General features: G+C 65.6%; 23 protein-coding genes. 10 read left to right on the top strand and 13 right to left on the bottom strand.

Going from position 1 to position 23,997, the window contains the following annotated elements; all coding sequences use genetic code 11:
- The 4 genes from nrdE to AAHS21_RS27550 form a co-directional block, all read right to left on the bottom strand.
- Complete coding sequence (gene nrdE / locus AAHS21_RS27565; protein WP_342930682.1) at positions 1–2,166, bottom strand: class 1b ribonucleoside-diphosphate reductase subunit alpha; 2,166 nt, start codon at positions 2,164–2,166, stop codon at positions 1–3.
- Complete coding sequence (gene nrdI, locus AAHS21_RS27560; protein ID WP_342930681.1) at positions 2,136–2,588, bottom strand: class Ib ribonucleoside-diphosphate reductase assembly flavoprotein NrdI; 453 nt, start codon at positions 2,586–2,588, stop codon at positions 2,136–2,138. The genes nrdE and nrdI overlap by 31 nt, the downstream gene beginning before the upstream one ends.
- 35 nt (positions 2,589–2,623) lie before the next feature.
- Positions 2,624–2,863 (bottom strand): redoxin NrdH, encoded by a 240-nt coding sequence (locus AAHS21_RS27555; RefSeq protein WP_342930680.1) that lies wholly within the window; start codon positions 2,861–2,863, stop codon positions 2,624–2,626.
- Positions 2,864–3,381: 518 nt separating this feature from the next.
- Positions 3,382–3,939, bottom strand: a complete 558-nt coding sequence (locus AAHS21_RS27550) for an NAD(P)H-dependent oxidoreductase (RefSeq protein ID WP_342930679.1) — start codon at positions 3,937–3,939, stop codon at positions 3,382–3,384.
- A 91-nt stretch (positions 3,940–4,030) separates the two neighbouring features.
- Between AAHS21_RS27550 and AAHS21_RS27545 the strand changes: the two genes are divergently transcribed.
- Both AAHS21_RS27545 and AAHS21_RS27540 read left to right on the top strand, forming a co-directional pair.
- A complete protein-coding gene (locus AAHS21_RS27545; RefSeq protein ID WP_342930678.1) occupies positions 4,031–4,645 on the top strand; it encodes a helix-turn-helix domain-containing protein in 615 nt (204 codons plus the stop codon).
- Positions 4,646–4,655: 10 nt separating this feature from the next.
- The gene (locus AAHS21_RS27540) at positions 4,656–5,699 is read left to right on the top strand and encodes a DNA polymerase IV (protein ID WP_342930677.1); all 1,044 of its coding nucleotides are present in this window, start codon (positions 4,656–4,658) and stop codon (positions 5,697–5,699) included.
- Here AAHS21_RS27540 and AAHS21_RS27535 read toward each other — a convergent pair.
- Both AAHS21_RS27535 and AAHS21_RS27530 read right to left on the bottom strand, forming a co-directional pair.
- Positions 5,661–6,566, bottom strand: coding sequence for an SDR family oxidoreductase (locus AAHS21_RS27535; protein ID WP_342930676.1), 906 nt, complete (start codon positions 6,564–6,566; stop codon positions 5,661–5,663). The genes AAHS21_RS27540 and AAHS21_RS27535 overlap by 39 nt on opposite strands.
- A 37-nt stretch (positions 6,567–6,603) precedes the next feature.
- Complete coding sequence (locus tag AAHS21_RS27530; protein WP_342930675.1) at positions 6,604–7,245, bottom strand: TetR/AcrR family transcriptional regulator; 642 nt, start codon at positions 7,243–7,245, stop codon at positions 6,604–6,606.
- A 115-nt stretch (positions 7,246–7,360) separates the two neighbouring features.
- Here AAHS21_RS27530 and AAHS21_RS27525 point away from each other — a divergent pair, with 115 nt between their 5' ends.
- The gene (locus AAHS21_RS27525) at positions 7,361–8,842 is read left to right on the top strand and encodes a cytochrome P450 (RefSeq protein WP_342930674.1); all 1,482 of its coding nucleotides are present in this window, start codon (positions 7,361–7,363) and stop codon (positions 8,840–8,842) included.
- Between the two features lie 18 nt (positions 8,843–8,860).
- Here AAHS21_RS27525 and AAHS21_RS27520 read toward each other — a convergent pair whose 3' ends face one another.
- Positions 8,861–9,370, bottom strand: a complete 510-nt coding sequence (locus tag AAHS21_RS27520) for a homocitrate synthase (protein ID WP_342930702.1) — start codon at positions 9,368–9,370, stop codon at positions 8,861–8,863.
- Positions 9,371–9,851: 481 nt separating this feature from the next.
- Between AAHS21_RS27520 and AAHS21_RS27515 the strand changes: the two genes are divergently transcribed.
- From AAHS21_RS27515 to AAHS21_RS27505, 3 genes are all read left to right on the top strand, one after another.
- On the top strand, positions 9,852–10,028 hold the full coding sequence (locus tag AAHS21_RS27515) for a hypothetical protein (RefSeq protein WP_342930673.1): 177 nt from the start codon (positions 9,852–9,854) through the stop codon (positions 10,026–10,028).
- Between the two features lie 195 nt (positions 10,029–10,223).
- Positions 10,224–10,349, top strand: a complete 126-nt coding sequence (locus AAHS21_RS27510; RefSeq protein WP_342930672.1) for a hypothetical protein — start codon at positions 10,224–10,226, stop codon at positions 10,347–10,349.
- A 106-nt stretch (positions 10,350–10,455) separates the two neighbouring features.
- The gene (locus tag AAHS21_RS27505; protein WP_342930671.1) at positions 10,456–10,587 is read left to right on the top strand and encodes a hypothetical protein; all 132 of its coding nucleotides are present in this window, start codon (positions 10,456–10,458) and stop codon (positions 10,585–10,587) included.
- 487 nt (positions 10,588–11,074) lie between these two features.
- Here AAHS21_RS27505 and AAHS21_RS27500 read toward each other — a convergent pair whose 3' ends face one another.
- The 3 genes from AAHS21_RS27500 to AAHS21_RS27490 all read right to left on the bottom strand — a co-directional run bounded on the left by AAHS21_RS27500 (position 11,075) and on the right by AAHS21_RS27490 (position 14,875).
- Positions 11,075–12,040, bottom strand: coding sequence for an anti-sigma factor RsbA family regulatory protein (locus AAHS21_RS27500; RefSeq protein ID WP_342930670.1), 966 nt, complete (start codon positions 12,038–12,040; stop codon positions 11,075–11,077).
- 156 nt (positions 12,041–12,196) lie between these two features.
- The gene (locus tag AAHS21_RS27495; protein WP_342930669.1) at positions 12,197–13,603 is read right to left on the bottom strand and encodes an FCD domain-containing protein; all 1,407 of its coding nucleotides are present in this window, start codon (positions 13,601–13,603) and stop codon (positions 12,197–12,199) included.
- 78 nt (positions 13,604–13,681) lie between these two features.
- The gene (locus AAHS21_RS27490) at positions 13,682–14,875 is read right to left on the bottom strand and encodes a thiolase family protein (protein WP_342930668.1); all 1,194 of its coding nucleotides are present in this window, start codon (positions 14,873–14,875) and stop codon (positions 13,682–13,684) included.
- Between the two features lie 78 nt (positions 14,876–14,953).
- Between AAHS21_RS27490 and AAHS21_RS27485 the strand changes: the two genes are divergently transcribed.
- Complete coding sequence (locus AAHS21_RS27485; RefSeq protein ID WP_342930667.1) at positions 14,954–15,298, top strand: OB-fold domain-containing protein; 345 nt, start codon at positions 14,954–14,956, stop codon at positions 15,296–15,298.
- Positions 15,299–15,302: 4 nt separating this feature from the next.
- On the opposite strand, the gene AAHS21_RS27480 is transcribed toward AAHS21_RS27485, so the two are convergent.
- The gene (locus AAHS21_RS27480) at positions 15,303–16,127 is read right to left on the bottom strand and encodes a methyltransferase domain-containing protein (RefSeq protein ID WP_342930666.1); all 825 of its coding nucleotides are present in this window, start codon (positions 16,125–16,127) and stop codon (positions 15,303–15,305) included.
- A 153-nt stretch (positions 16,128–16,280) separates the two neighbouring features.
- On the opposite strand from AAHS21_RS27480, the gene AAHS21_RS27475 reads away from it, so the two are divergent.
- Positions 16,281–16,955, top strand: a complete 675-nt coding sequence (locus AAHS21_RS27475) for a helix-turn-helix domain-containing protein (protein WP_342930665.1) — start codon at positions 16,281–16,283, stop codon at positions 16,953–16,955.
- 8 nt (positions 16,956–16,963) lie between these two features.
- Here AAHS21_RS27475 and AAHS21_RS27470 read toward each other — a convergent pair whose 3' ends face one another.
- Both AAHS21_RS27470 and AAHS21_RS27465 read right to left on the bottom strand, forming a co-directional pair.
- Positions 16,964–19,129 carry an acyl-CoA dehydrogenase gene (locus tag AAHS21_RS27470; protein WP_342930664.1) on the bottom strand — a complete coding sequence of 722 codons (2,166 nt, stop codon included), beginning with the start codon at positions 19,127–19,129 and terminating at the stop codon, positions 16,964–16,966.
- 137 nt (positions 19,130–19,266) lie between these two features.
- Positions 19,267–20,025, bottom strand: a complete 759-nt coding sequence (locus AAHS21_RS27465) for an SDR family NAD(P)-dependent oxidoreductase (RefSeq protein WP_096285790.1) — start codon at positions 20,023–20,025, stop codon at positions 19,267–19,269.
- Between the two features lie 112 nt (positions 20,026–20,137).
- On the opposite strand from AAHS21_RS27465, the gene AAHS21_RS27460 reads away from it, so the two are divergent.
- Together AAHS21_RS27460 and AAHS21_RS27455 are read left to right on the top strand one after the other, a co-directional pair.
- Entirely contained in the window at positions 20,138–21,667 is a 1,530-nt protein-coding gene (locus AAHS21_RS27460; RefSeq protein WP_342930663.1) for an ATP-dependent DNA ligase, read from the top strand.
- 36 nt (positions 21,668–21,703) lie between these two features.
- Positions 21,704–23,971 (top strand): carbon starvation CstA family protein, encoded by a 2,268-nt coding sequence (locus AAHS21_RS27455; protein WP_342930662.1) that lies wholly within the window; start codon positions 21,704–21,706, stop codon positions 23,969–23,971.
- Positions 23,972–23,997 lie beyond the last annotated feature (26 nt).

Genomic DNA, 23,997 nt, shown 5'->3' with positions numbered 1-23,997 from the left:
TTACAGCATGCAGGAGACGCAGCCCTCGACCTCGGTTCCTTCCAGGGCCATCTGCCGCAGCCGGATGTAGTACAGCGTCTTGATTCCCTTGCGCCAGGCGTAGATCTGCGCCTTGTTCACGTCGCGGGTGGTGGCGGTGTCCTTGAAGAACAGCGTCAGCGACAGGCCCTGGTCCACGTGCTGGGTGGCCGCGGCATAGGTGTCGATGATCTTCTCGTAGCCGATCTCGTAGGCGTCCTGGTAGTACTCCAGGTTGTCGTTGGTCAGATACGGCGCCGGGTAATAGACCCGCCCGATCTTGCCTTCCTTACGGATCTCGATCTTGGACGCCACCGGGTGAATAGAACTCGTCGAGTGGTTGATGTAGGAGATCGACCCCGTCGGCGGCACGGCCTGCAGGTTCTGGTTGTAGATACCGTGCTGTTGCACCGATTCCTTGAGCCGCTGCCAGTCCTCTTGCGTCGGGATGCGGATGCCCGCCTCGGCGAACAGCTCCCGCACCCGGGCGGTGGCCGGCTCCCAAACCTGTTCGGTGTACTTGTCGAAGAACTCACCCGAGGCGTACTTGGACTTGTCGAAACCACCGAACTTGCTACCGCGTTCGATCGCAATCCGATTCGACGCCCGCAGTGCGTGGTAGAGCACGGTGTAGAAGTACATGTTGGTGAAGTCGACACCTTCTTCGGAGCCGTACAAGATGCGCTCGCGAGCCAAATAGCCGTGCAGATTCATCTGCCCCAGCCCGATCGCGTGGGATTCGTTGTTGCCCTGCTCGATTGACGGCACCGACCAGATGTGTGTCTGGTCGCTCACCGCGGTCAACGCCCGGATCGCCACCTCGATGGTCTGGGCGAAGTCCGGCGAGTCCATGGCCTTCGCGATGTTCAGCGAACCGAGGTTGCACGAAATGTCCTTGCCCACTTTGGCATACGACAGGTCTTCGTTGAACAACGACGGCGTGGAGACCTGCAGAATCTCCGAGCACAAGTTCGAGTGCGTGATCTTGCCCTCGATCGGGTTGGCCCGGTTCACGGTGTCCTCGTACATGATGTACGGGTAGCCGGACTCGAACTGCAGCTCGGCCAGCGTCTGGAAGAATTCGCGCGCCTTGATCTTGGTCTTGCGGATGCGCGCGTCATCGACCATCTCGTAGTACTTCTCGGTCACCGAGATGTCGGCGAACGGCACACCGTAAACCCGCTCGACGTCATACGGCGAGAACAGGTACATGTCCTCGTTCTTCTTGGCGAGCTCGAAGGTGATGTCGGGAATCACCACACCGAGGCTCAGCGTCTTGATCCGGATCTTCTCGTCGGCGTTCTCGCGCTTGGTGTCCAGGAACCGGTAGATGTCCGGGTGGTGCGCGTGCAGGTACACCGCCCCCGCACCTTGACGCGCACCCAGTTGATTGGCGTAGGAGAACGAGTCCTCAAGCAGTTTCATGATCGGGATGACGCCCGAGGATTGGTTCTCGATGTTCTTGATCGGAGCGCCGTGTTCGCGAATGTTGCTCAGCAACAACGCAACTCCCCCACCACGCTTGGACAGCTGCAGTGCGGAGTTGATCGAACGCCCAATCGACTCCATGTTGTCCTCGATGCGCAGCAAAAAGCAGCTCACCGGCTCGCCGCGCTGCTTCTTGCCCGAGTTCAAAAACGTCGGGGTCGCCGGCTGGAACCGGCCGTCGATGATCTCGTCGACGAGCTTCTCGGCCAGCGCGTTGTCGCCGGAGGCCAGCGTGAGCGCGACCATCACGACGCGGTCCTCGAAGCGCTCGAGGTAGCGCTTTCCGTCGAACGTCTTCAGCGTGTACGAGGTGTAGTACTTGAAGGCCCCGAGGAAGGTCGGGAACCGGAACTTCTTGGCATAGGCCCGGTCCAGCAGCGTCTTGACGAAGTTGCGGCTGTACTGGTCGAGCACCTCGCGCTCGTAGTAGTTCTCCTTGATCAGATAGTCGAGCTTCTCGTCCTGATTGTGGAAGAAGACCGTGTTCTGGTTGACGTGCTGCAGGAAATACTGATGCGCGGCCTCGCGGTCCTTGTCGAACTGAATCTTGCCGTCTTTGTCGTACAGATTCAGCATCGCGTTGAGCGCGTGGTAGTCGGTCTCCCCCGGCAACGCGTGGGCGCCGGTGGTTACAGGCTCTGCAGTGACGGTTGGTGACACGTCTGGTCCTTCCAGAATTCTTCCAAGCCCGCGCGAACGGCTTCCACGTCGTCCGGGGTACCCATCAGTTCGAAGCGGTAGAGGTAGGGCACGCCGCATTTGCGGGAAACCACGTTGCCCGCATAGGCGAATTCGGCACCGAAGTTGTTGTTGCCCGCGGCGATGACGCCGCGGATCAACGACCTGTTGTGCTCGTTGTTCAAAAAGGCGATGACCTGCTTAGGGACATAGCCGCCGTTGTTGATGTCAGGCGTGGCCTTCCCGCCGCCGTACGTGGGCAGTATCAATACGTACGGTTCGTCGACCTCGATGCGGCCGTGCAGCGGGATTCGCGTGGCGGGAACACCCAGCTTCTGCACGAAGCGGTGGGTGTTCTCCGACACCGACGAAAAATAGACCAGGTTGCGCTGCGTGCTATCCATGGCACCGCAACCTCCTCACTTGCTCATCTACTGCACTAGGCGCTGAGCGCGGCTCCAGCAAGCGCCTTGATGCGATCCGGCCGGAAGCCCGACCAGTGGTCGTTTCCTGCCACCACGACGGGCGCCTGCAGATAGCCCAATGCCATCACGTAGTCGCGCGCTTCGGTGTCCAGGCTGATGTCGACCTTCTCGAACGCCAGGCCCTGCTTTTCGAGAGCCTTGTAGGTGGCGCTGCACTGCACACATGCCGGCTTGGTGTACACGGTGATGCTCATTGAAGCCGCTCCTCTGCGGGGAAGAAGGTCGGAAAATTTGCTATGGACTGGCAACTACTTGGGGCACTGCATCGCCGTGTTGTTCAGCGATCCGTCAAGCCCCAAGATTCCCGTCTGCGGCTGTCAGCTCTGACGACCTGACGAAGCCGATTCCGAGAGGTTCACCGTGCCGGGCTGGCTTGGTGAACCTGGGATCTGCCGGCTCGCCAAACACTACACCTAGTGGCTGACAAGATCTGCAGATACAAGATGTTCTGAATAACAATTCTGAAATTCCCTGGTCGTAAGCCCTGCCGCGCGGAACACGCCCCGGCGTGTCGCAGATCACAAACACCGGTTGAGGCACCCATGGGTAGAGGTATAGCAGCGCCCACCGACAACGCGAGCGCCGTCGGCGCGCCCACCCGCCGCTAGCAAAGCCGCCAGCACACGGCTGGCGGCTTTAGCTATTAACTTTCCCGAACGCTGCTGGTCACCGGGTGAACGGCTTGTTGATTTCTGCCAATTCAGGAGCCAATTCAGCCGACTTCGGCCGCGAGCTTGCCGACCGCATCCCGCACATTGGCCACCAGTTCGGCGTGCTCGGCGGGCGCTTTGCCCTCCAAAGTTGCGAACGGCACCGACAGTTTGATCGCCTCGACCACCCGCGCGCCGGCGATACCGAACGACTTGCGGGTGTCGTCGTGTGCCCAGACGCCGCCGTAGCGGCCGAAAGCCCCGCCGATGACCGCCAGCGGCTTGTCCTTGAGCGCGCCGTCGCCGAACGGGCGCGACAGCCAGTCGATCGCGTTCTTGACGACTGCCGGGTAGCTGCCGTTGTACTCCGGAGTGACGATCAGCGCCGCATCCGCATCCGCGGCCGCGGCACGCAGCGCGGCCACCGGGGCCAGCGCGTCCGCCTCGGCGTTCATCGCGTCGTCGATCTCCTCGTTGTAGAACGGCAGATCGCCCAACCCTTCGAACACGGTCACCGTGACATCGTCCGGAGCCACGTGAACCGCCAGCTCGGCGATCTGGCGATTTACCGACGCCGCCCGCAAGCTGCCTACCAACGCCAAGACTTTGACTTCTGACACTGTTTCGCTCCCCTTCGGTTGATGGTCTACATCCTTGCACGGCTTAAGCGGACTATAGTCCGTTTTATTCCGGCCGCGTTAAAGTGCAGTGGTGAGCGGTGTCGAGAGGTTGGGTGAGTTGCCCGTGTCGGCCCCGCGGGAGCTGCCACAGGAGCGGGGTGACGCGGCACGCAACCGCGAGCTGTTACTGCAGGCAGCACGCCGCCTGGTCGCCAAACGCGGCGCGGATGCGGTCACGATGGACGACGTCGCGGCGGCTGCCGGCGTCGGCAAGGGCACGCTGTTCCGCCGGTTCGGTACCCGGGCTGGCCTGATGATGGTGCTGCTCGACGAGGACGAACGCGCCAGCCAGCAGGCCTTCCTGTTCGGCCCCCCGCCGCTGGGTCCCGACGCCGCGCCGATGGATCGGCTGGTGGCGTTCGGTCGCGAGCGCCTGTGCTTCGTGCACACCCACCATGCGTTGCTGTCGGCAGCCAAGGGCGATCCGCTGACCCGCCACGCCGGCGCCGCGTCGGTACAGCGCACGCACGTGCGAGTGCTGTTGCAGACGGCCGACACCAGCGGTGATCTCGACGTGCAGACCGATGCGTTACTGGCCCTGCTCGACGTGGATTACGTTGAGCACCAACTGAATTACGGCGGCCACACGCTTGAGAGCCTGGGCGATACGTGGGAAAGCCTGGCGCGCAAGCTGTGTGGGCGGTGACCTAACCGACATGGCCTCGCCGACGACGAGCTGGGTCCTGCACGTCGATCTCGACCAGTTTCTGGCCTCGGTCGAGCTGCGCCGCCATCCCGAGCTCGCCGGGTTGCCCGTCATCGTCGGCGGCAGCGGCGATCCCACCGAACCACGCAAGGTCGTCACCTGCGCCTCGTATCAAGCCCGCGAGTTCGGGGTACATGCGGGCATGCCGTTGCGTACTGCGGCTCGGCGCTGCCCGGACGCCACCTTCTTGCCGTCGGACCCGGCCGCCTACGACGAGGCCTCCGAGGAGGTGATGGGGCTGCTGCGCGATCTGGGGCACCCGGTCGAGGTGTGGGGCTGGGACGAGGCCTACGTGTCAGTCACGGCGGCCGATCCCGCCGAAGTCGCGGAACAGATTCGCACCGTTGTCTTTTCGGAAACCGGGCTGTCTTGTTCGGTCGGCATCAGCGACAACAAACAACGAGCCAAGGTGGCCACCGGCTTCGGGAAGCCCGACGGCGTCTTCACCCTCACCGACGCCAACTGGATGGACGTAATGGCCGATCGGCCGGTCGACGCACTGTGGGGCGTGGGCCTCAAGACGGCGAAAAAGCTTGCGGCGCTGGATATCACGATGATACGAGAGCTGGCTCATTGTGACGCCGAGCTTTTGACGTCCACCTTCGGACCGCGTACCGGCCTGTGGCTGCTGCTGCTCGCCAAGGGCGGCGGGGATACCGAGGTCAGCGCCGAGCCGTGGATCCCGCGCTCGCGCAGCCACGTCGTCACGTTCCCTCGCGACCTCACCGACCGATCCGAAATGGACTCGGCGGTAACAGAATTGGCACGACGTGCGCTCGATGAAATCGTCGCGGCGCAACGCATCGTCACGCGGGTGGCGGTCACCGTGCGCACCGCGACGTTCTACACTCGCACCAAAATTCGCAAGCTGCCGGCGCCCACCACCGAGGCCGATGTCATCGTCGCGGCGGCGCTGCGCGTCCTGGATCTGTTCGACCTCGACCGCCCGGTCCGGCTACTCGGGGTCCGGCTCGAATTGGTGATGCCGGCCTAATTGCGCCGGGGCCGGCCGCAGCGCCCGGGTGAAGATGACGTTCACCTGGCGCATCGCCACGCTGTAGGGCCACCACGCCAATCGTTTGAACGCGTACAGCGCGCGGATGTCCTGCGACGTGTAGATCAGGTACCTGTTCTTCGACACTCCGGCCAGGATCTTCTCGGCAGCCCTTTCCGGCGACACCGCATGACGGCTGAAGCGGTCGACCCAGCGACTCACCTTGGGGTCTTCGCGGTCGACGCCGGCGATTTCGACCGTGTCGACCAGCGGCGTCTTGACCGCGCCGGGCACCACGACCGAGACCCCGATGCGGTGCCGGGCCAGGTCGAAGCGCAATACCTCCGACAGACCGCGCAAACCGTACTTGCTGGCGCTGTAGGCGGCGTGCCACGGCAGTGCGACCAGCCCGGCCGCCGACGACACATTGACCACATGCCCACCGCGGCGGGCCGCCACCATCGACGGCACGAATGTCTCGATGACGTGAATCGGACCCATCAGATTGATCGCGACCATCTTGGTCCACTGCTCGTGACTCAGCCGGTCGACGGTCCCCCAGGCCGATACTCCGGCGATATTCATCACGACGTCCATGCTCGGATGCGCGGCATGGATATCGGCGGCGAACGCGGCCACCTCGTCGTAGTCGGAGATGTCCAGCACCCGATGCGCCGACACTTGCGCGCCCAGGGCGCGGGCGTCGGCCACGGTCTGGGCCAGCCCGTCGGCATCGCGATCCGTCAGGAACAACTCGGCGCCCTGCGCCGCCAGCCGCAACGCCGTCGCCCGGCCGATGCCGCTGGCCGCGCCGGTGATCAGACTGCGCTTTCCCGCGAAATACCGCGCGGATCCCCTCTGCGCCATGATGATGACGATACCGTCGGTAACGCCTGATCCGCGGTTACCCGCGGCGGCCGCCCCACAACGAGTTCAGCCACAACTGCTCGAGCAGCCGGACGCGGCGGTCGATGTCGTCGTCGGCGCGGCCGATGAAGGCCGGATCACCGGTGAGCATTAGCGCCGTCGTACCGGTCAGGGTGCGCACCAGTGTCGGGATGTCATCGCTGATCGGATTGGCGGTCCCCGCCTTCATCTCGGCATCGACGATCGCGACGATCTCACCCACGACGACCTCGAACTGCTGCTCGAGGATGCCCCGGATCTCGACGTCGGTATACCGGGCGGCGTTGCAGGCCGCCATCACCGGGTCGTTGTGCGCGTAGACGGCGGCGGCGCTTCCCACCATGCGCTTGGCGAACTGCTCGGGCGACTCGTCGGGCTGACGGGGAGCGAAGAACTGGGTGAGTTCTTCGAGCTCCTGGGTGGCCTCGGCGACGATCTGAGCGAGCACCGCGTACTTGGAGTCGAAGTAGAAGTAGAACCCGGACCGCCCCACCCCGGCTCGCAAGCTGATGGTGCTGACCGACAGCTCCGCAAACGGCCGTTCCTGCAGCAGTTCCCGCACCGCAGCCATGATCGCCTGCCGGTGCTTGTCGCCGCGTCGCCGCGTTGCCGGCTCGCCCGGCTCCGCGTGGCTGCTCATCCCCTGACCTTGCACCACACCGTCCCAAAAGCAAACTTGACAGCCGTCAACTTTTTGTCGAAGGTTAAGAACAGTGACCGATGTCACCTGCCCCTGGGTCCGCAAAGGAGCGTCCATGCCCGCCACCATCAGCACGCCGCACTACCTGCTCGACCAGGCGAAACGCCGGTTCACACCGTCGATCAACAACTTCCCCGGCATGGGGATGGTCGAGCGCAAGCTGCTGAACACCCAGTTCCCCGAGCGGAAGCTGGCCGACCCTCCGCCGGGCAGTGGCCTCAAGGCGGCCGTCGGCGACGCGGGTCTGCCCGTGATCGGGCACATCATCGAGATGCTGCGGGGTGGGCCCGACTATCTGATGCACCTCTATAACACCAAAGGTCCGGTGGTCTTCGGGGATTCACCGGTGCTGCCGGGCATCGCCGCCCTGGGCCCGGACGCCGCCCAGGTCGTCTACTCCAACCGCAACAAGGACTACTCGCAACAGGGCTGGGTGCCGGTCATCGGCCCGTTCTTCCACCGCGGACTGATGCTGCTCGACTTCGAAGAGCACATGTTTCACCGGCGGATCATGCAGGAGGCCTTCGTTCGCTCCCGGCTGGTCAGCTACGTCGAGCAGATGGACAAGGTCATCTCGCAGACGGTCTCCAACGACTGGGTGGCCAACGACGCGCGGTTCCTGCTCTACCCGGCGATGAAGGATCTGACGCTCAACATCGCGTCGATGGTGTTCATGGGCCACGAGCCGGGCACCGACCACGAGCTGGTGACCAAGGTCAACAACGCGTTCGCGATCACCACCCGCGCCGGCAATGCCATCATCCGCACCCCCGTGCCGCCGTTCACCTGGTGGCGCGGGCTCAAGGCACGCGAGCTGCTGGAGAACTACTTCCGCGAGCGGGTCAAGGAGCAGCGAGCCACCGAGGGCGACGACCTGCTGTCGGTGTTGTGCCGCACCGAGGACGAGGACGGAAACAGGTTCTCCGACGAAGACATCGTCAACCACATGATCTTCCTGATGATGGCCGCCCACGACACCTCGACGTCGACGGTGACGACGATGGCCTACAACCTGGCCCAGCACCCGCAGTGGCAACAGCGCTGCCGCGAGGAGTCGGACCGGCTGGGCGACGGGCCGGTCGACATCGAGTCGCTGGAGAAGCTGGAGTCACTCGATTTGGTGATGAACGAGTCGATCCGCCTGGTGACCCCGGTGCAGTGGGCCATGCGGCAGACCGTGCGCGACACCGAACTGCTGGGCTACTACATCCCCAAAGGCACCAACGTCATCGCCTATCCGGGCATGAATCACCGGCTGCCCGAATTGTGGACGGACCCACTGAAATTCGACCCGGAGCGGTTCACCGAGCCGCGCAACGAGCACAAACGGCACCGCTATGCGTTCACACCCTTCGGCGGGGGCGCCCACAAGTGCATCGGAATGACGTTCGGGCAGTTGGAGATCAAAACGATCCTGCACCGGCTGCTGCGCCGCTACCGGCTGGAACCGCCCCGCCCGGGTTACAAGTGCGAGTGGGACTACGGCGGCATGCCGGTACCGAAGGACGGCATGCCAATTGTGTTGCGCCCGCTGTAAACTCGCGTACCCGCGTGCTCAGGCCATGAGCCGGTTGGCGCACGCGATCAACGCGCTCAACGCCGACTGAGTCGGGTCCTGCGACAGGCCGACCGCCCATTCGGTGCGGATGCCGTCGCTGCCGCAGATGAAGGTGGCGGTGCATCCGTTCGAAGCCATCTGGTGAAACTTCAACGTCTCGATGGCGATCCCGCGCTCGTGCAGCATCGCGGTCAGGGCGGCGATCGGCCCACTGGCGGCAGCGGTCGAGGTGCGCAGGCAGTCACCGACGGCGATCGTCGCCCGGAAATTGCGGGCTTGCGGACCGAGCCGCCCGGTCGGTCGGTCGGTGTCGGCGCACACCCACTGCCCCAGCCGCAGCGGGCCCGCGGTCTGACCGTAGGTCGAGACGAAGTTTTCCCACGTCATCGCGCTGGCCTGGTCGCGCAAGCCGCGCGGCACGGCAACCCCGAAATGATCGCCGAACCATGCGTTGGCGTCACGCCGGCGAGCGGGAACGCGGGCACGAGCGTGCTCCGGAAGGGAGATCGGCCGGGAAAGAGGCTGGGTAAGAGTCACGGTGTCGGTCTTCTCTGGTCAAAGGAGCGACCGACGGTAGTAGCTTCCGACCCACAGCGGGGGGTCGGTCTGGATCAGACCCCGCTGCGGGTGCTGGCTACTACGGCACTCTTCAGAAGACGCACGAGCGCGACATTAGGCGCCGAACGCCGATAGTGCAAATAGATATAGCACCCACCGGCGGTCGGTAGCCTCTTGACGTTTACCCGGAACGGATCGCGTCAGCTACCGGCATCCGATCCTGCGAGGCTGGGGTGGGCGTAGTCGGCGCTACGGCGACGTCGCCACCGCGGACTCGCTGGAAGCCCAGGTACAGGGAAAATTCGCCCGGATGCCGCCCCCCGGATCTGCATCACTGCCGCGATGTGTTCCTTCCTCGTTTGGCGGTCGTTCACCTGACTACAGCTAATATTGCACACAAGTTCAAAACCGGCCAGGCGAAGGGTTCCCGATGACCGCACGAAGCAAGAAAATAGTGGCGACATCGGCCATCGCGCTGATGTTCATGGCGTTCGCAACGGGGTGCGGGTCGCTGACCGCCGGAGGGACAGCCGGAGGCGCGGCGACCGGCGGCGGCGCGACGGGCGGCGGTTCCGTGGGCGGCGTCCTTCCGGGCATGCTCCCCTGACGCGCACTCCCACGATCGACATCAACCGATCGATTTTGTAGCGTTCGCCGAATACCGTACGGCGATGCGCTGGATAATCGCTTACCCGATCCGTCGCGCACTCGGCAAGCAATCGAACCTCCCAGGTTTACATGTGTTCAATAGTGGTTATCCCGTCGTCGCCTCAACCCCTTCCCCGAACGAAAGGCAACGACGATGAAGTCGACGGCAGCCGAGAAGGCGCTTGACGCGGCGGCAGTGGTGAGAGGGCTGATCGAAGTGTTGCTGGTGCCGACGCGATTGTCATCGGCATGGGTACGCGCAGCGGCAGCGGAGAACTGATCGAGCTGCCGGTTTACCCGTGTCGAATAGCGGCTATCCCTCCGACGCCTCAGCCGCCACCGGCTACCCGGTCCCCTCAGATGAAAGGCAAACGACGATGAAGTCGATGACCGCCAAGAACGCTTTCAAAGTTGCCGCGGCCGCGGCCGGACTGATCGCAGTGTTGCTGGTACCGACGGGATGCTCGACAGCGGTGGGCGGCACGGGTGGCAACGGCGGGCTGACCATCTCCCTCTAACCGACAAGACCGGCGATCCGGCGGCAACCGTCACGTTGCCGCCGGAAGGTTTCCCCTGCATGAACGTCATACTTTTGCGCCTGCAGCCCCGCTGCCCGTCGAAAGCTCTTCAATTGCGTTGTGCCAGTGTGGATATGACAAAACTTGTCGTGAAAAAGATCACGAATCGTGGTTTACGTGTGTTTAACAAGGGGTAGTCGGGCTTTGCATTGGCCATTAACGGCTAGGTTGTCCCCTCACGGAAAGGCAAGACAATGAAGTCGCACTCCACCAAGAAAACGCTGAAAGCCACCGCAGCCGCCCTCGGGGTAGCCGCAGTTTTAGTACTGCCGACAGGGTGCTCCACCGCAGCGGGCGGCGCAGGCGGAGGCGGTCTTGTTGGTGGCTCCAGCGGCGGGCTCTTGGGCGGAGTACTTGGCGGCCTAGGTCTCTAACCGTTCGGGCAGGAGGCCCGCCGGGAACCTCGGTTCCTGGCGGGCCTCTTCTTTCAGCTCACGGGCCCGGGCGACGAATTCAGCCGCAGATACGCCTGAATCGTCGTTCCCGTGCTGGCGGTGTGGGTGCGGACCAGGTCCGAAATGGCGTTGACCAGGAACAATCCCCGGCTGGCCGGGCCGGTCGGGCCTGGGTCCAGGCGTCCGACCAGCGGATCGTCGAGCCGACCGTTGTCGCGCGCCTCGCACACCAGGTGGTCGTCGTCGCGCCAAAAAGCCAGCCGGCAGGCGCCGTCGGTGTACATCAAGCTGTTGGTGGCCAGTTCGGTGGCAACCAGTTGCAGATCTTCGATGCCGTCCTGGGATAGTCCAACCCAGCCGGCGTAGTTGACCGCGAAGGACCGCGCCGGGCGCAGGTCCGAGGATTCGCGGACCATATACGTCACGGCACCCGGATTAGCCGGTAGCGGCTGATTGCACTGTGCCAGCACGTCATCCGGCGCGTAGTCCGCGCTGTGTTGCGGCGCACCGCATTTCCACAGCAACGGATGGGTCGCATGCGCGCCTGCCAGCACGTCGTCGTCCAGCCGTGCCGCGTCGTACAGGCACAGCGCGGTCAACTGGCGACCCTCGAAAGCGCTGTTGACCAGCGCCTCGTGCTGCTTGCAGGCCAGAAACTCGTCGGCCGTGCGCTCCGGCCAGCAGACCTGGCTGACGATGCGCGCCCGCCGGTCGGCGTTGTCCTCGACAAAGGAACCCTCCAGCGCCAGAAACCGGCTCGGATTGCGCGCCGCGTCGACGATGTCGACCAATTGCAACCCGTTCGTCAAACCCTCGCCCCCGAGCGCCTCGCGTAGCAAGCCCAGATAGTCACCGGGCACAGCCACCAGTACCGGCTCGTCCGTGGCCAGACCTTCGAGCACGAAGGGCACCACGGCGTCCAGGTATTCGCGTTGCGAGTGGAAGAGGACCGCGGAATGAACGAAGCCTTGACGCCCGTTCTCCGTGCCCCTGATCATTTCGGCGCTCCCGCTTTCCATTACCAATGCCAACCCCCTGCCGGACCGGCTCCCCTTTTCGTATCCCCGCGCCCCATTACCCATCCCAGTACCCAGCGCTCACGTTCCCTATGCAGGAAAGTGGTCACAAAGGCGCCTCGGATATGCGGATGTTCGTCACAGCCACCAAGAGGCGGCGGCGTCCAGGTGACGCCGAATGCGGTAGCGCGCCAAGCTATCGTCGCCCGCCGCGATCGCGTCGAGAATCCGCGCGTGGGCGTGCTCGATCGCGACGACGTCCTCGCGGGCCGGTGGTTCCTGCCCGGTGCTGGACCAGTGCCGGCGAAATAACTCGATGATGATCCTCAAGAACAGGTCCAGCAGCGCGTTGCCGGCCAGTTGGGCCAACTCGATGTGGAACCGCGCTTCCTCCGACGTGGCCTGACGCACCTCGTCGGCGATGCGTACCGCGGCGCCGAGCGCGGACCGATGGGTGTGTAGGAAGGCTGTCACCTCGGGTTCGGTGCGCCGCTTGACGACCTTGGCGACGTTGTCGATCTCAATGGCGTCGCGCACACAACGCAGATCTTCGCGGCTCGGCTTGCGGAATTGCAGGTACAGCGCGATCGTGTCGATGCTGGCTTGCGCGTGCGGCTTGGTGACGACCAGCCCGCCGCCGGGTCCGCGGCGCATCTGGGCGACCGAGTGGTATTCGAGCAGTCGGACTGCTTCTCGTAGCACCGCGCGGCTCACCCGGTAGCGCTCCAGCAGGACCGCTTCGGTGCCGAAGACCGAACCCACCTGCCAGTCACCGGAGCCGATTTCGTCGCCGATGGCGGCCGCCACCACCTCTGCCAACTTGCCGCGCGGGACTTGCCCGTCGGTTCCCCGGCTACGGCCGGGGCGGCCGCCGCGCCCCGGATGGTGCTCTTGAAGCCAGGCATTCACCGCTTCGACGTGTCGCTCGGACAGCGTCTTGGCCCGGGCGGCATCGCCAGCAGTCACCGCGGCAACGAGGTCGGAGTGGTCGTTGTGCATGTAGTCGAGCGCCTCGATGGCCTCACTGGCCGAGTCGGTCCGTGACCGCAGGGCGTACCGAGTGGTGAGTCTCATCAACACGTCGATAAAAAGTTGCAGGACGGGGTTTTTCGACTGCTCCGCCAGCGCGATATGAAACTCGTCGCGCGGCGTGGGCAGGCCCGGCCGCCACTGCTGCTCCGCGTGCAGCACTGCACGCAGCCGCTCGATGCCGGCCTCGTCGATGCGTTCGGCCGCGAGCGAGGCCGCCAGCGGCTCGAGGACCAGTCGGGCGTTGAGCAGATCGGCCAGCGTGGTGCCCAGGTACTCGAGATAGATGACGATGGCGCGGGTCGCTGGCCCCGCGTCGGGCTCAGTGATCAGCAACCCGCCGCCCGGTCCGCGCCGCATCCGGGCCACCCGATGGTGTTCGACGAGCCGAACTGCCTCCCGCAGCACCGACCGGCTCACGCCAAAGCGCTGTTGCAACCCGTGTTCGGAACCCAGCGATTCACCGACGGGCCAGCCGCGGCGCACGATGTCCGCCTCGATGTCGCGAGCAATCATCGAAGCCAGCTTTTTCGTCCCGCCCGCGCGCGGCGCGGGGCTTACATGAAGCTCAATACTGCACTCCCACAAGCCTTCTCAGCAGGTGAGCAGCATGCAGCCCGCGACCGGACCCCCGCCGACGGAAACCACGCCGACCTCGGGACGCTGCGCCACCTGCCGCTCGCCCGCCTCGCCGCGCAGCTGCAGGCATCCTTCGTGCAGTGCCCAGTAGCCGTGCATGCGCCCGGCCGAAAGTTGGCCGCCGTAGGTGTTCAGCGGCAGTTGCCCGTCGCGGGCGATCCGCCCGCCGCCTTCGACAAACGGGCCGGCCTCGCCGTCGCCACAGACGCCCAGGGCTTCCAGCCAGGCGATGGTGAGATAGGTGAAACCGTCGTACAGCTGGGCAACCGCGAGGTCGGTGGGTTTCAACTCGGTGCGCGACCACATCTGCGCGGCCGAATCCGACATCGCCATCTTCGGGTAGTCGTCGCGGTGGAACCACCCACCGGCACCGTCGGACCCGCCGATCGCCTCCACCCGCACGGGCCGATGCGGGCAATCAGACCCGTACTCGAGGTTGGAGACCACCACCGCGATCGATCCGTCGATGGGCACGTCGCAATCCAGCAGCCCGAACGGCGTCGATACCAGTCGCGCCCCCAGATAGTCCGCCATCGTCATCGGCTCGCGGTAGACCGCAAGCGGATTCAGTGCGGCATTGCGTCTGCCGTTGAGCGCCAGCCAGCCCAACTGCTCCTTGGTGGTGCCGTACAGCTCCATGTGCCGGCGACAGTTCAGCGCCAACCAGTTCGCAGCCGAATACGCTTGGGCCGCAACCAGATCGTTGACATCGTCCATCGCACCGACAGCCGGCTTGGCTTCACCCTCGGGTGTTTCGAACATCCGCGCCAGGGGCGGGGCGGGGGCGTTGTCGCCCTGCTTGACCGGCACCGTGCCGCCGAGCATCTGGATGGTCCGATACACCACGACGTGACGGGCACGCCGCTCGGACACCGCGCGGCATGCCGACATCACCGGACTCAGCAGCCCGCCGGTGCCGAACCCGCTGCCGCAGTCGGCAGCTTCGATACGCAGTTCGGCAGTGACCTCTTCGGCCGGCGTATCGCCCAAGGTCGCGATGCCGTCGATGTCGGCGGGCACCAGGCCGGCGTCGGTGATGGCAGCGCGCACCGCCTCCATGGTCAGATCTCGCCCCGGGATGCCGGTCCGTCGGCCGATCCGGGAAATGCCGATACCGGACACGATCGCGTCTTTTTCGAAATGCGTCATCTGCACCGCCCGCCAGAGGAGAACCGATCGAACCAGTACGGCACCCGCACCGAACCAATAGAGTGTACTGTATTGCCCGTGTCAGCCGAGTCGACGTCACAGCTGCTCATCGAGCATTGCGCCGATTGCTCGCGCTGGGTGCATCCCGCGACCGGCGACTGCCGCGAGTGCGGCGCCGCGCTGGTCGCGCGCCCGATTTCCGGACACGGCACGGTGTTCACCTACACGGTCAACCACCATCCGTATAACCCGGAGATCCCCGTCCCCTATGTGATCGCCATTGTCGAGCTCGCCGAACAAGCCGGGCTGCGGGTTGCCGCTAATATCGTTGACTGCGAACCGGATTCGGTGACGTGCGGGATGCCGGTCAGCATCAAGCCGCACAAGGGCGCCGGCGGGGCGCCGTTGTTCGCACCGGTCTAGTTGATCAGCGCTTGCGCGCAGTCACCAACAAGTACTCCCACTCCATCGTCGAGGACCCGACCAGGTGTCGGTCGCCCAGTTCGGCCAACTGCGTGTCCAACGCAACAACGCGCTCCGGCTCGTCGGCGATACCGCGGTACGCGGCGAGCGTCGGCCCGTAATTCGCCTTGAAGAAGTCGCGGAAAGCTACCCCATCGGCGAAGCAATCCACTTGCAGCACAAGGCGTTGCGCGCTGAACTCAACGACGCGGTCTGCGAGCAGGGCACGCACGTAATCGGCGTCGCCCCACATCGTCGCGGGCTGCGCACCAGGTGGTGGCGCCGCAACATAAGGCTGCATCGTCGCGAACATCGCACCAACGAATCCTTCCGGTGTCCAGCTGATCAACCCGATCGTCCCGCCGGGCCGGCAGACCCGCACCAACTCGTCCGCAGCACGCTGGTGGTGCGGCGCGAACATCACGCCGACGCAGGACAGCACCGCGTCGAACCCGTCGTTATCGCACGGCAGCGCTTCGGCGTTGGCCTCGAGCCATTGCAGCTCGATGCCGCGGGTCCGAGCAATCGCTTGACCACGGTCCAATAGGTCGGGGCACAGATCGCTGGCCACCACATCGGCACCCCTTTCCGCCGCCGGTATCGCCACATTGCCGCTGCCCGCGGCAACGTCGAGTACCCGATCGCCCACGCCGATCCCGCTCGCCTGCACCAGTATCGGCCCCAATGGCGCCGCGACCGCGGTTGCCACCGCGCTGTAGTCCCCCAAAGCCCACACCGCCCGGTGCTTGTTTTCGTCGCCGATGCGGTCAGGTTTCGTTGCTGCGGTCATGATGGCCTTCCCTTCTGGTCGTTGGCCACCATCGTCTGCTTGACCGATGAACCGATTCCAGTGCCAGATCTGAACCCCTTGAGGTACACAATTTGTACTAGTTAATCCCGCCGGTATGGCGTGTACTGGACACACGTGAAGGGAAGCGTCCAGATGACGACTTATGGTCAGTTCTGTCCGGTCGCCAAGGCGATGGAATTGCTCGATGAACGGTGGACACTGCTTGTCGTGCGTGAATTGCTGCAAGGCAGTGCGCATTTCAACGATCTACGGCGCGGAGTGCCGAAGATGTCACCGGCGCTGTTGTCCAAGCGCCTGAAGTCGCTCAGCCGTGCCGGTGTTGTCGAGCGCACTGATGTCGACGGCCGAACCTCGTATGCGCTGACACCGTGCGGGCGGGAACTCGCGCCGGTGGTGGATGCACTCGGCGAGTGGGGGCTCCGTTGGATGCCCGAGATTGGTGACGACGATCTGGATCCACACCTGTTGATGTGGGATATCCATCGCTCGATCTCCATCGACGAGTGGCCGCGGGCGCGCACAGTGGTGGCGTTCCACTTCACCAATGTGCCCCTCAAGGTCTCGCGCTGGTGGCTGATGGTGTCCGAAGGAGCTTCTGACGTCTGCGATTTCGATCCGGGGTATGCGCTCGCCGCGACGGTCGAGACGACCCTGCGCACGCTGACCGAGTTGTGGCGCGGCGACGTCTCATGGTCGCGCGCCATGCTGAGCGGCTCGCTGACTATCCACGGGAGCGCCGGGGCTCGCCGGGCCGTGCCGGCCTGGATCGGTCAATCACGGTTGGCGGCGGTACCCCGCCCGGCCTGATGGACCCGCTAGTTGATCAGCGGGTCGCGCGGCATACCCAGAATCCGCTCGGCGATCTGGTTCCGGGTGACTTCCGAGGTGCCCCCGGCTATCGCCATGCCGCGTGCGCCCATGATCAGCCGGCCCGGCGCGGCGCCGGCGCCGTCCACCAGCGCGACCTCGGGACCGGTCAGGGCCGCCATGATCGCGGCGCCCTCCACCATGTGCTCGGCCAACTTCAGCTTGGTCACGTTGCCTTCCGGCCCCGGTCCCGCGCCTTCCACGCTGCGGGCCACCCGGCGCAGGTTCAGCAGCCGCAACGCGGTCTCGTTGGCGAGATAGGAGCCGACCCGAATATCCGCGCCCGCCAACCGATCTGCGTGCTGCTTGGCCAGCTCGACCAGTGCGGTCGCCAATCCCTCGTAGAACGACCCGCTGCCGCCGATGCTGACCCGCTCGTTGCCAAGCGTGGCACGGGCGACCGTCCACCCCGAGTTGGGAGTGCCGACCACGTCCTCGTCGGGAACGAACAGGTCGTTGAAGAACACCTCGTTGAAGTCCGAGCCGCCAGTGATCTGGCGCAGCGGCCGCACCTCGACCTCGGGCGCCTTCATGTCGACGATCACCGTGGTGATGCCGGCGTGCTTGGGCGCGTCGGGGTCGGTGCGCACGGTGGCCAGGCCGCGCGCGCAGTAATGGGCTCCGCTAGTCCACACCTTTTGCCCGTTGATCTTCCAGCCACCGTCGACGCGAGTGGCCTTGGTTTTGATCGACGCTGCGTCCGAGCCTGCCTCGGGTTCGGAGAACAGCTGGCACCAAATCTCCTCTTTGCGTAACGCCTTCTCGACGAATCTTTCGATCTGCCAATCCGTTCCGTGCTGGATCAGGGTCAGGATCACCCAGCCGGTGATGCCGTAGTCCGGACGCTTGATGCCGGCCGCCTTGAACTCCTCCTCGATGACCAACTGCTCCACCGCGTCGGCGGCAAGGCCCCACGGCTTGGGCCAGTGCGGCATCACGTAGCCGGTCGCGATCAGCTTGTCGCGTTGCGCCCCCTTCTCCATGGCGGCGAGTTCAGCGGCGTCGGCCCGGATCCGGGTGCGCAGCTCCTCGGCCTCGGCAGGCAGATCCAGACTGTTTTCCCGGACGGTGCCCGCCGCGGTGCGTTCGAATACATCGCGGCCCGGGGTGTCGCCGCCGAACAGCGCGGATGCCACGAGTGCCCGGCGCAGATGCAGGTGCGCGTCATGCTCCCAGGTGAAACCGATGCCGCCGTGCACCTGGATGTTGAGTTCGGCGTTACGCGCGTAGGCCGGAAATGCCAGTGCCGCAGCGACTGCCGAGACCAGGCGGAATTGCTCCTCGTCTTCGGAGGCCGCACGCGAGGCGTCCCAGACCGCGGCCGTCGCTGACTCCACGGCGACGAGCATGTTCGCGCAGTGGTGCTTGACCGCCTGGAACGTCGCGATGGTGCGGCCGAATTGCTGGCGCACCTTGGCGTAGTCGACCGCGGAGTCGACGCAGTCGGCTGCTCCGCCCACCGCCTCGGCGGCGAGCAGGGTCCGCGCCCGGGCCAGCGCCGATTCCCGTGCGCCCGCGATGATGTCGTCGGAACCGACGCTGACGTTGCTCAGGCGTACGCGCCCGGAACGGCGAGTGGGGTCAAGATTGTCGGGCACCTCGACCGACACGCCCGAGCGGCCACGGTCCAGCAGCAGCACATCGTCGCCGGCGGCGATCAGCAGCAGGTCGGCCAGTCCCGCGCCCAGCACGACTCCGGCCTCGCCGTCGGCGACACCGTCTTTGACCTGCACCCGGCTGTCCAGACCGATGCCCGCGGTGACGGATCCATCGACCAGCCCGGACAATAACCGTGACTTCTGTTCGGCCGAGCCATCTTTGGCGATCACGGCCGAGGCGATCACGGTCGGGACGAACGGGCCCGGGGCGACGGCGCGACCGAGTTCTTCGATCACCACGACCAACTCGGGCAGTCCGTAGCCGGAGCCGCCGTGTTCCTCGTCGATGTGCAGGCCGAGCCAGCCGAGTTCGACGATGCCGGGCCAGAAGGTGGGCCGACTCTCGTCGGGGCTGTCCAGCAGGGCTCGCGCCGCCGGGCGCGCCTTCTGTGAAGTCAAAAATGACCGGGCGACCTCGGCGAGCTCGCGATGGTCGTCGGTAAGTGCGATACCCATGGGGACCTCCTCGCGCCAGTACCCGCCCCGCAGCGTCGCCGGGTGGTCAGCCGGCCCCGCTCCGAGGGGGAGCGGGGCGGCTGCCTAAAGAGTGTACTTATTGCGCTCAGACTTCTAACGGGCCCCTACCGGGGTCGCTACTTGGGCGCGAAGCGTTGTCCGGCGTCCAGGCGCAGGCACTGGCCGTTGAGCATCGGGTTGTCGACGATGGCCAACGCCAGCTTGGCGTACTCCTCGGGCCGGCCCATCCGCTTGGGGAAGGCCGCGTCGCGGGTCAGCGTCGCCGCCATCTCGTCGGGAACCATCGACGTCAGCCCGGTGAGGAAGAGGCTCGGGGCGATCGCCAGCGCCCGGATCCCCATCGAGCCCAGGTCGCGGGCCATGGTCAGGCACATGCCCGCGATCGCCGCCTTGGCGGCGGTGTAGGCGACCTGCCCGATCTGGCCCTCGAATGCGGCGATCGACGCGGTGTTGATGATGACGCCGCGCTCTTCGTCCTCGGGCTCGTTCTTGGCCATGTGCGCGGCGGCCAGCCGGCTGATGTTGAAGGTGGCGATCAGGTTGAGATCGATAACCGATTGGAAGGATTCGAGGTCGTGGGGGCCCGACTTGGTCAGCGTGCGCTTGGCGATACCGCCGCCGGCCGTGGTGACCACGACATGCAGGCCGCCCAGCTTGTCGACCGCAGTCTGCAACGTCTCCTCGGTGCCTGCGTAGTCGGTGACATCTACCGGGTAGAACGCGCCGCTGATGCCTTCGGCAACGGCTTTACCGTCGGAACCCTCGCGGTCGAAGATGGCGACGTCCGCACCACGCTCGGCGAACAGTTCGGCCGTGGCCCGACCCATCCCCGACGCGCCGCCGATGATGACGGCCTTCTTCCCATTGATCTCCATCCGGGCCTCTCCTTTTCGGGTTGTCAGATCGTGTGCAATCTGTAACGTTACGCAGGAACGCTAGCGTGTCCGCTCGGCAGGGTTGTCACCGAGCCGTGCCAAGCTGACAAACGTGCTCCTTCTCGAGGTGGTAGCCACATCGAGCGACGTCGGCGCCACGGCGTCCCGGCTGACCAAGGTCGCGCGCATCGCCGACCTGCTCAGTCGCGCCGCATCCGACCCGGAAGTGGTCGCCATCGTTGTGTCATGGCTTTCCGGTGAGCTCCCGCAGCGCCAGATCGGCGTGGGCTGGGCATCGTTGCGGACGCGGCCACCGGCGGCGGCCGAGCCGCGGCTGACGGTGACAGGTGTGCACGCCAGCCTCACCGAAATCGGCGCGGTCTCGGGCAAGGGATCGCAGGCGCGCCGCGCCGAACTCCTCGCCATGCTGATGGCCGCCGCGACCGAATCCGAGCAGACCTTCCTGGTGCGCCTGCTGTCCGGCGAACTGCGGCAAGGAGCGCTGGCCGGGATCATGGCCGACGCGGTCGCCAAGGCCGCCGAGATTCCGGCCGCCGCGGTCCAGCGCGCGGCGATGTTGGGCGGCGATCTGCCCTCGGCGGCGGCCGCCGCCCTGTCCGGCGGAGCCGTGGCCTTGCAGGCCTTTGCCCTGAAGGTGGGCCAACCGGTCGGCCCGATGTTGGCACAGACCGCCACCAGCGTGGCCGATGCACTCGAACGACACAGCGGCACAACGATTTTCGAGGCCAAGCTGGACGGCGCGCGAGTGCAGATCCACCGCGCCGGGAACGTCGTCACGGTCTACACACGAAGCCTGGACGACGTCACCGCCCGGCTGCCCGAGGTGGTGGAGGCGACGCTGGCGCTGCCCGTCACCGACCTCATCGCCGACGGTGAGGCGATCGCGCTGCGGCCCGACAACCGGCCGCACCGCTTCCAAGTAACCGCCTCCCGGTTCGGCCGATCGGTCGACGTCGCCGCGGCCCAGGCGGCGCAACCACTTTCGGTGTTCTTCTTCGACGTCCTGCACCGCGACGGCGTCGATCTGCTGGACGCGCCGACCATCGAGCGGCTGGCCGCGCTGGACGCGCTGGTACCGGTCCGGCAGCGCGTCGATCGGTTGGCCACCTCCGATCCCGCCGCGGCCACGGCCTTTCTGGAGGCGACGCTGGCCGCCGGCCACGAAGGCGTGATGGCGAAGGCGCCGGGCGCGCCCTACGCTGCCGGCCGGCGCGGCGCGGGCTGGCTCAAGGTCAAGCCGGTCCACACCCTGGATCTGGTGGTGCTCGCCGTTGAGTGGGGTTCGGGGCGCCGGAGCGGAAAACTGTCCAACATCCATCTGGGCGCACGCGATTCGGCCACCGGCGAATTCATCATGGTGGGAAAGACTTTCAAGGGGATGACCGACGCCATGCTGGACTGGCAAACGGCGCGGTTCAGCGAGCTCGCTGTCGGATCGACGGACGGCTACGTGGTCCGATTGCGCCCCGAGCAAGTCGTCGAAATCGCGCTCGACGGTGTGCAGAAGTCCACGCGCTACCCGGGCGGCCTGGCGCTGCGATTCGCCCGGGTCGTGCGCTATCGCGACGACAAGAGTCCGGCCGATGCCGACACCATCGACAACGTCCGTGCGCTGTACTGATTCGCCTGGCCGGAAAACCCCTCGTCGTCGTAGGGTTTGACCGTGACTGTGCACGACGAGGATGTCCGCTACATCCACACGGACGATGACCTGCCCCCCGTCGCCATCATCGACCGCTCCCCCATCAGCTTCCGCCACAAGATCTTCTTCGGGATCATCGCGGCAATCGGCGCCCTCGCCTGGGCCGTCGTCGCGTTCGTGCGCGGCGAGACGGTCAACGCGGTCTGGATCGTGGTCGCCGCGATCTGCACCTACATCGTCGGATTCCGTTTCTACGCGCGGCTGATCGAGATGAAGATCGTCCGCCCGCGCGACGACCACGCCACGCCCGCCGAAGTTTTCGACGACGGCACCGACTACGTGCCGACCGACCGTCGGGTGCTGTTCGGCCATCATTTCGCCGCGATCGCCGGGGCGGGACCACTTGTCGGCCCGGTCCTGGCGACCCAGATGGGCTACTTGCCCTGCAGCATCTGGATCATCGTCGGCGCGGTGTTCGCCGGCGCCGTCCAGGACTACCTGGTGCTGTGGATCTCCACGCGGCGCCGGGGCCGGTCCCTGGGCCAGATGGCCCGCGACGAGCTCGGAGGGGCAGGCGGGGCCGCCGCGCTGGTCGGCGCCTTCATCATCATGGTGATCATCATCGCGGTGCTGGCGCTGGTGGTGGTGCGAGGCCTGGCCCAGAGCCCGTGGGGTGTCTTCTCGATCGCGATGACCATCCCGATCGCCCTCTTCATGGGCTGCTACCTGCGATTCTTGCGCCCCGGGCAGGTGGCCGAGGTGTCGGTGATCGGCTTCGTGCTGCTGATGATCGCCGTGGCCTCCGGCAATTGGGTCAGCGAAACCTCTTGGGGCGCATCCTGGTTGAACCTGTCCGCGGTGACGGTGTCGTGGTTGATCATCAGCTACGGCTTCGTGGCGTCGGTATTACCGGTGTGGTTGCTGCTGGCACCGCGCGATTACCTGTCGACCTTCATGAAGGTCGGCGCCATCGCGTTGCTGGCCGTCGGCATCTTTCTCGCGCACCCGCTGATTCAGGCGCCCGCCGTCTCGCGGTTCGCCCACACCGGCGACGGGCCGGTCTTTCCCGGCGCGCTGTTCCCGTTCCTGTTCATCACCATCGCGTGCGGCGCGCTGTCCGGGTTCCATGCGCTGATCTCCTCGGGGACGACACCGAAGCTGCTGGAGAAGGAAAGCCAGATGCGCTTCATCGGCTACGGCGGCATGCTGACCGAATCGTTCGTCGCGATCATGGCGCTGATCAGCGCGGCGATCCTGGACCAGCACGTGTACTTCGCACTCAACGCCCCGGCCGCGCAGACCGGCGGCACCGCGGCCACGGCCGCGCACTACGTCAACGGACTCGGCCTGTCCGGGGCACCGGCGACCGCGGACCAGCTCAATCAGACCGCCGCCGGCGTCGGTGAAAAGTCAATCGTGTCGCGCACCGGCGGAGCCCCGACGCTGGCGGTGGGCATGTCCGAGGTCCTGAACCGGGCGTTCGGCGGCGCCGGCCTCAAGGCGTTCTGGTACCACTTCGCGATCATGTTCGAGGCGCTGTTCATCCTGACCGCCGTCGACGCCGGCACCAGGGTCGCGCGCTTCATGCTCTCCGACGCCCTCGGCAACCTGGGCGGCCCGCTGGCCAAGCTGCGCAATCCGAGCTGGCGCCCCGGGGTCTGGGTCTGCAGCCTGATCGTGGCGGCGGCATGGGGCAGCATCCTGCTGATGGGTGTGACCGATCCTCTCGGCGGCATCAACACGCTGTTCCCGCTGTTCGGGATCGCCAACCAGCTGCTCGCCGCGATCGCGCTGACGGTCGTCACCGTGATCGTCGTCAAGAAGGGCCTGCTGAAGTGGGCGTGGATCCCGGGCGTCCCGCTGCTGTGGGATCTGACGGTCACCCTGACCGCGTCGTGGCAGAAGATCTTCTCCGCCGACCCGGCGATCGGCTACTGGTCCCAGCACTTCCAGTACTCGGCAGCCAAGCATGCGGGCAAAACCGCGTTCGGTTCGGCCAAGAATGTCCATCAGCTCGACGCGGTCATCAGGAACACCTTCATCCAGGGCACGCTGTCGATACTTTTCGCGGTCGTGGTGGTCATCGTGCTGGTCATTGGAATTGTCGTCGCGCTCAAAGCAATTCGCGGCGGCGGCCGGCCGTTGACCGAGGACGAACCGATCCCGTCGAAGAAGTTCGCGCCGTCGGGCCTAATAGCCACCCCCGCGGAGCGAGAGGTGCAACGGCAATGGGCGACGCCGCAGGCAGCGTCGTCCGTCGAGCGCCACGCCGGAAATCGATAGCCCCGAAGTTCGCTGCACCACACTAA

The sequence above is a fragment of the Mycobacterium sp. 050272 genome (assembly GCF_039023525.1).
Taxonomy (GTDB): Bacteria; Actinomycetota; Actinomycetes; order Mycobacteriales; family Mycobacteriaceae; genus Mycobacterium.
The sequence above is the reverse complement of the archived record's forward strand: the minus strand, read 5'-3'. Positions and strand labels throughout refer to the sequence as shown.

Bases quoted from the DNA above. Each gene is read 5' to 3' on its own strand.
- AAHS21_RS27475 (WP_342930665.1), top strand. From the start codon at position 16,281: ATGACGACTTATGGTCAGTTCTGTCCGGTCGCCAAGGCGATGGAATTG.
- AAHS21_RS27525 (WP_342930674.1), top strand. From the start codon at position 7,361: ATGCCCGCCACCATCAGCACGCCGCACTACCTGCTCGACCAGGCGAAA.
- AAHS21_RS27515 (WP_342930673.1), top strand. From the start codon at position 9,852: ATGACCGCACGAAGCAAGAAAATAGTGGCGACATCGGCCATCGCGCTG.
- AAHS21_RS27510 (WP_342930672.1), top strand. From the start codon at position 10,224: ATGAAGTCGACGGCAGCCGAGAAGGCGCTTGACGCGGCGGCAGTGGTG.
- AAHS21_RS27480 (WP_342930666.1), bottom strand. From the start codon at position 16,127: ATGACCGCAGCAACGAAACCTGACCGCATCGGCGACGAAAACAAGCAC.
- AAHS21_RS27540 (WP_342930677.1), top strand. From the start codon at position 4,656: ATGGCCTCGCCGACGACGAGCTGGGTCCTGCACGTCGATCTCGACCAG.
- AAHS21_RS27490 (WP_342930668.1), bottom strand. From the start codon at position 14,875: ATGACGCATTTCGAAAAAGACGCGATCGTGTCCGGTATCGGCATTTCC.
- AAHS21_RS27465 (WP_096285790.1), bottom strand. From the start codon at position 20,025: ATGGAGATCAATGGGAAGAAGGCCGTCATCATCGGCGGCGCGTCGGGG.
- AAHS21_RS27495 (WP_342930669.1), bottom strand. From the start codon at position 13,603: ATGATTGCTCGCGACATCGAGGCGGACATCGTGCGCCGCGGCTGGCCC.
- AAHS21_RS27470 (WP_342930664.1), bottom strand. From the start codon at position 19,129: ATGGGTATCGCACTTACCGACGACCATCGCGAGCTCGCCGAGGTCGCC.
- nrdI (WP_342930681.1), bottom strand. From the start codon at position 2,588: ATGGATAGCACGCAGCGCAACCTGGTCTATTTTTCGTCGGTGTCGGAG.
- AAHS21_RS27530 (WP_342930675.1), bottom strand. From the start codon at position 7,245: ATGAGCAGCCACGCGGAGCCGGGCGAGCCGGCAACGCGGCGACGCGGC.
- AAHS21_RS27555 (WP_342930680.1), bottom strand. From the start codon at position 2,863: ATGAGCATCACCGTGTACACCAAGCCGGCATGTGTGCAGTGCAGCGCC.
- AAHS21_RS27535 (WP_342930676.1), bottom strand. From the start codon at position 6,566: ATGGCGCAGAGGGGATCCGCGCGGTATTTCGCGGGAAAGCGCAGTCTG.
- AAHS21_RS27505 (WP_342930671.1), top strand. From the start codon at position 10,456: ATGACCGCCAAGAACGCTTTCAAAGTTGCCGCGGCCGCGGCCGGACTG.
- AAHS21_RS27500 (WP_342930670.1), bottom strand. From the start codon at position 12,040: ATGATCAGGGGCACGGAGAACGGGCGTCAAGGCTTCGTTCATTCCGCG.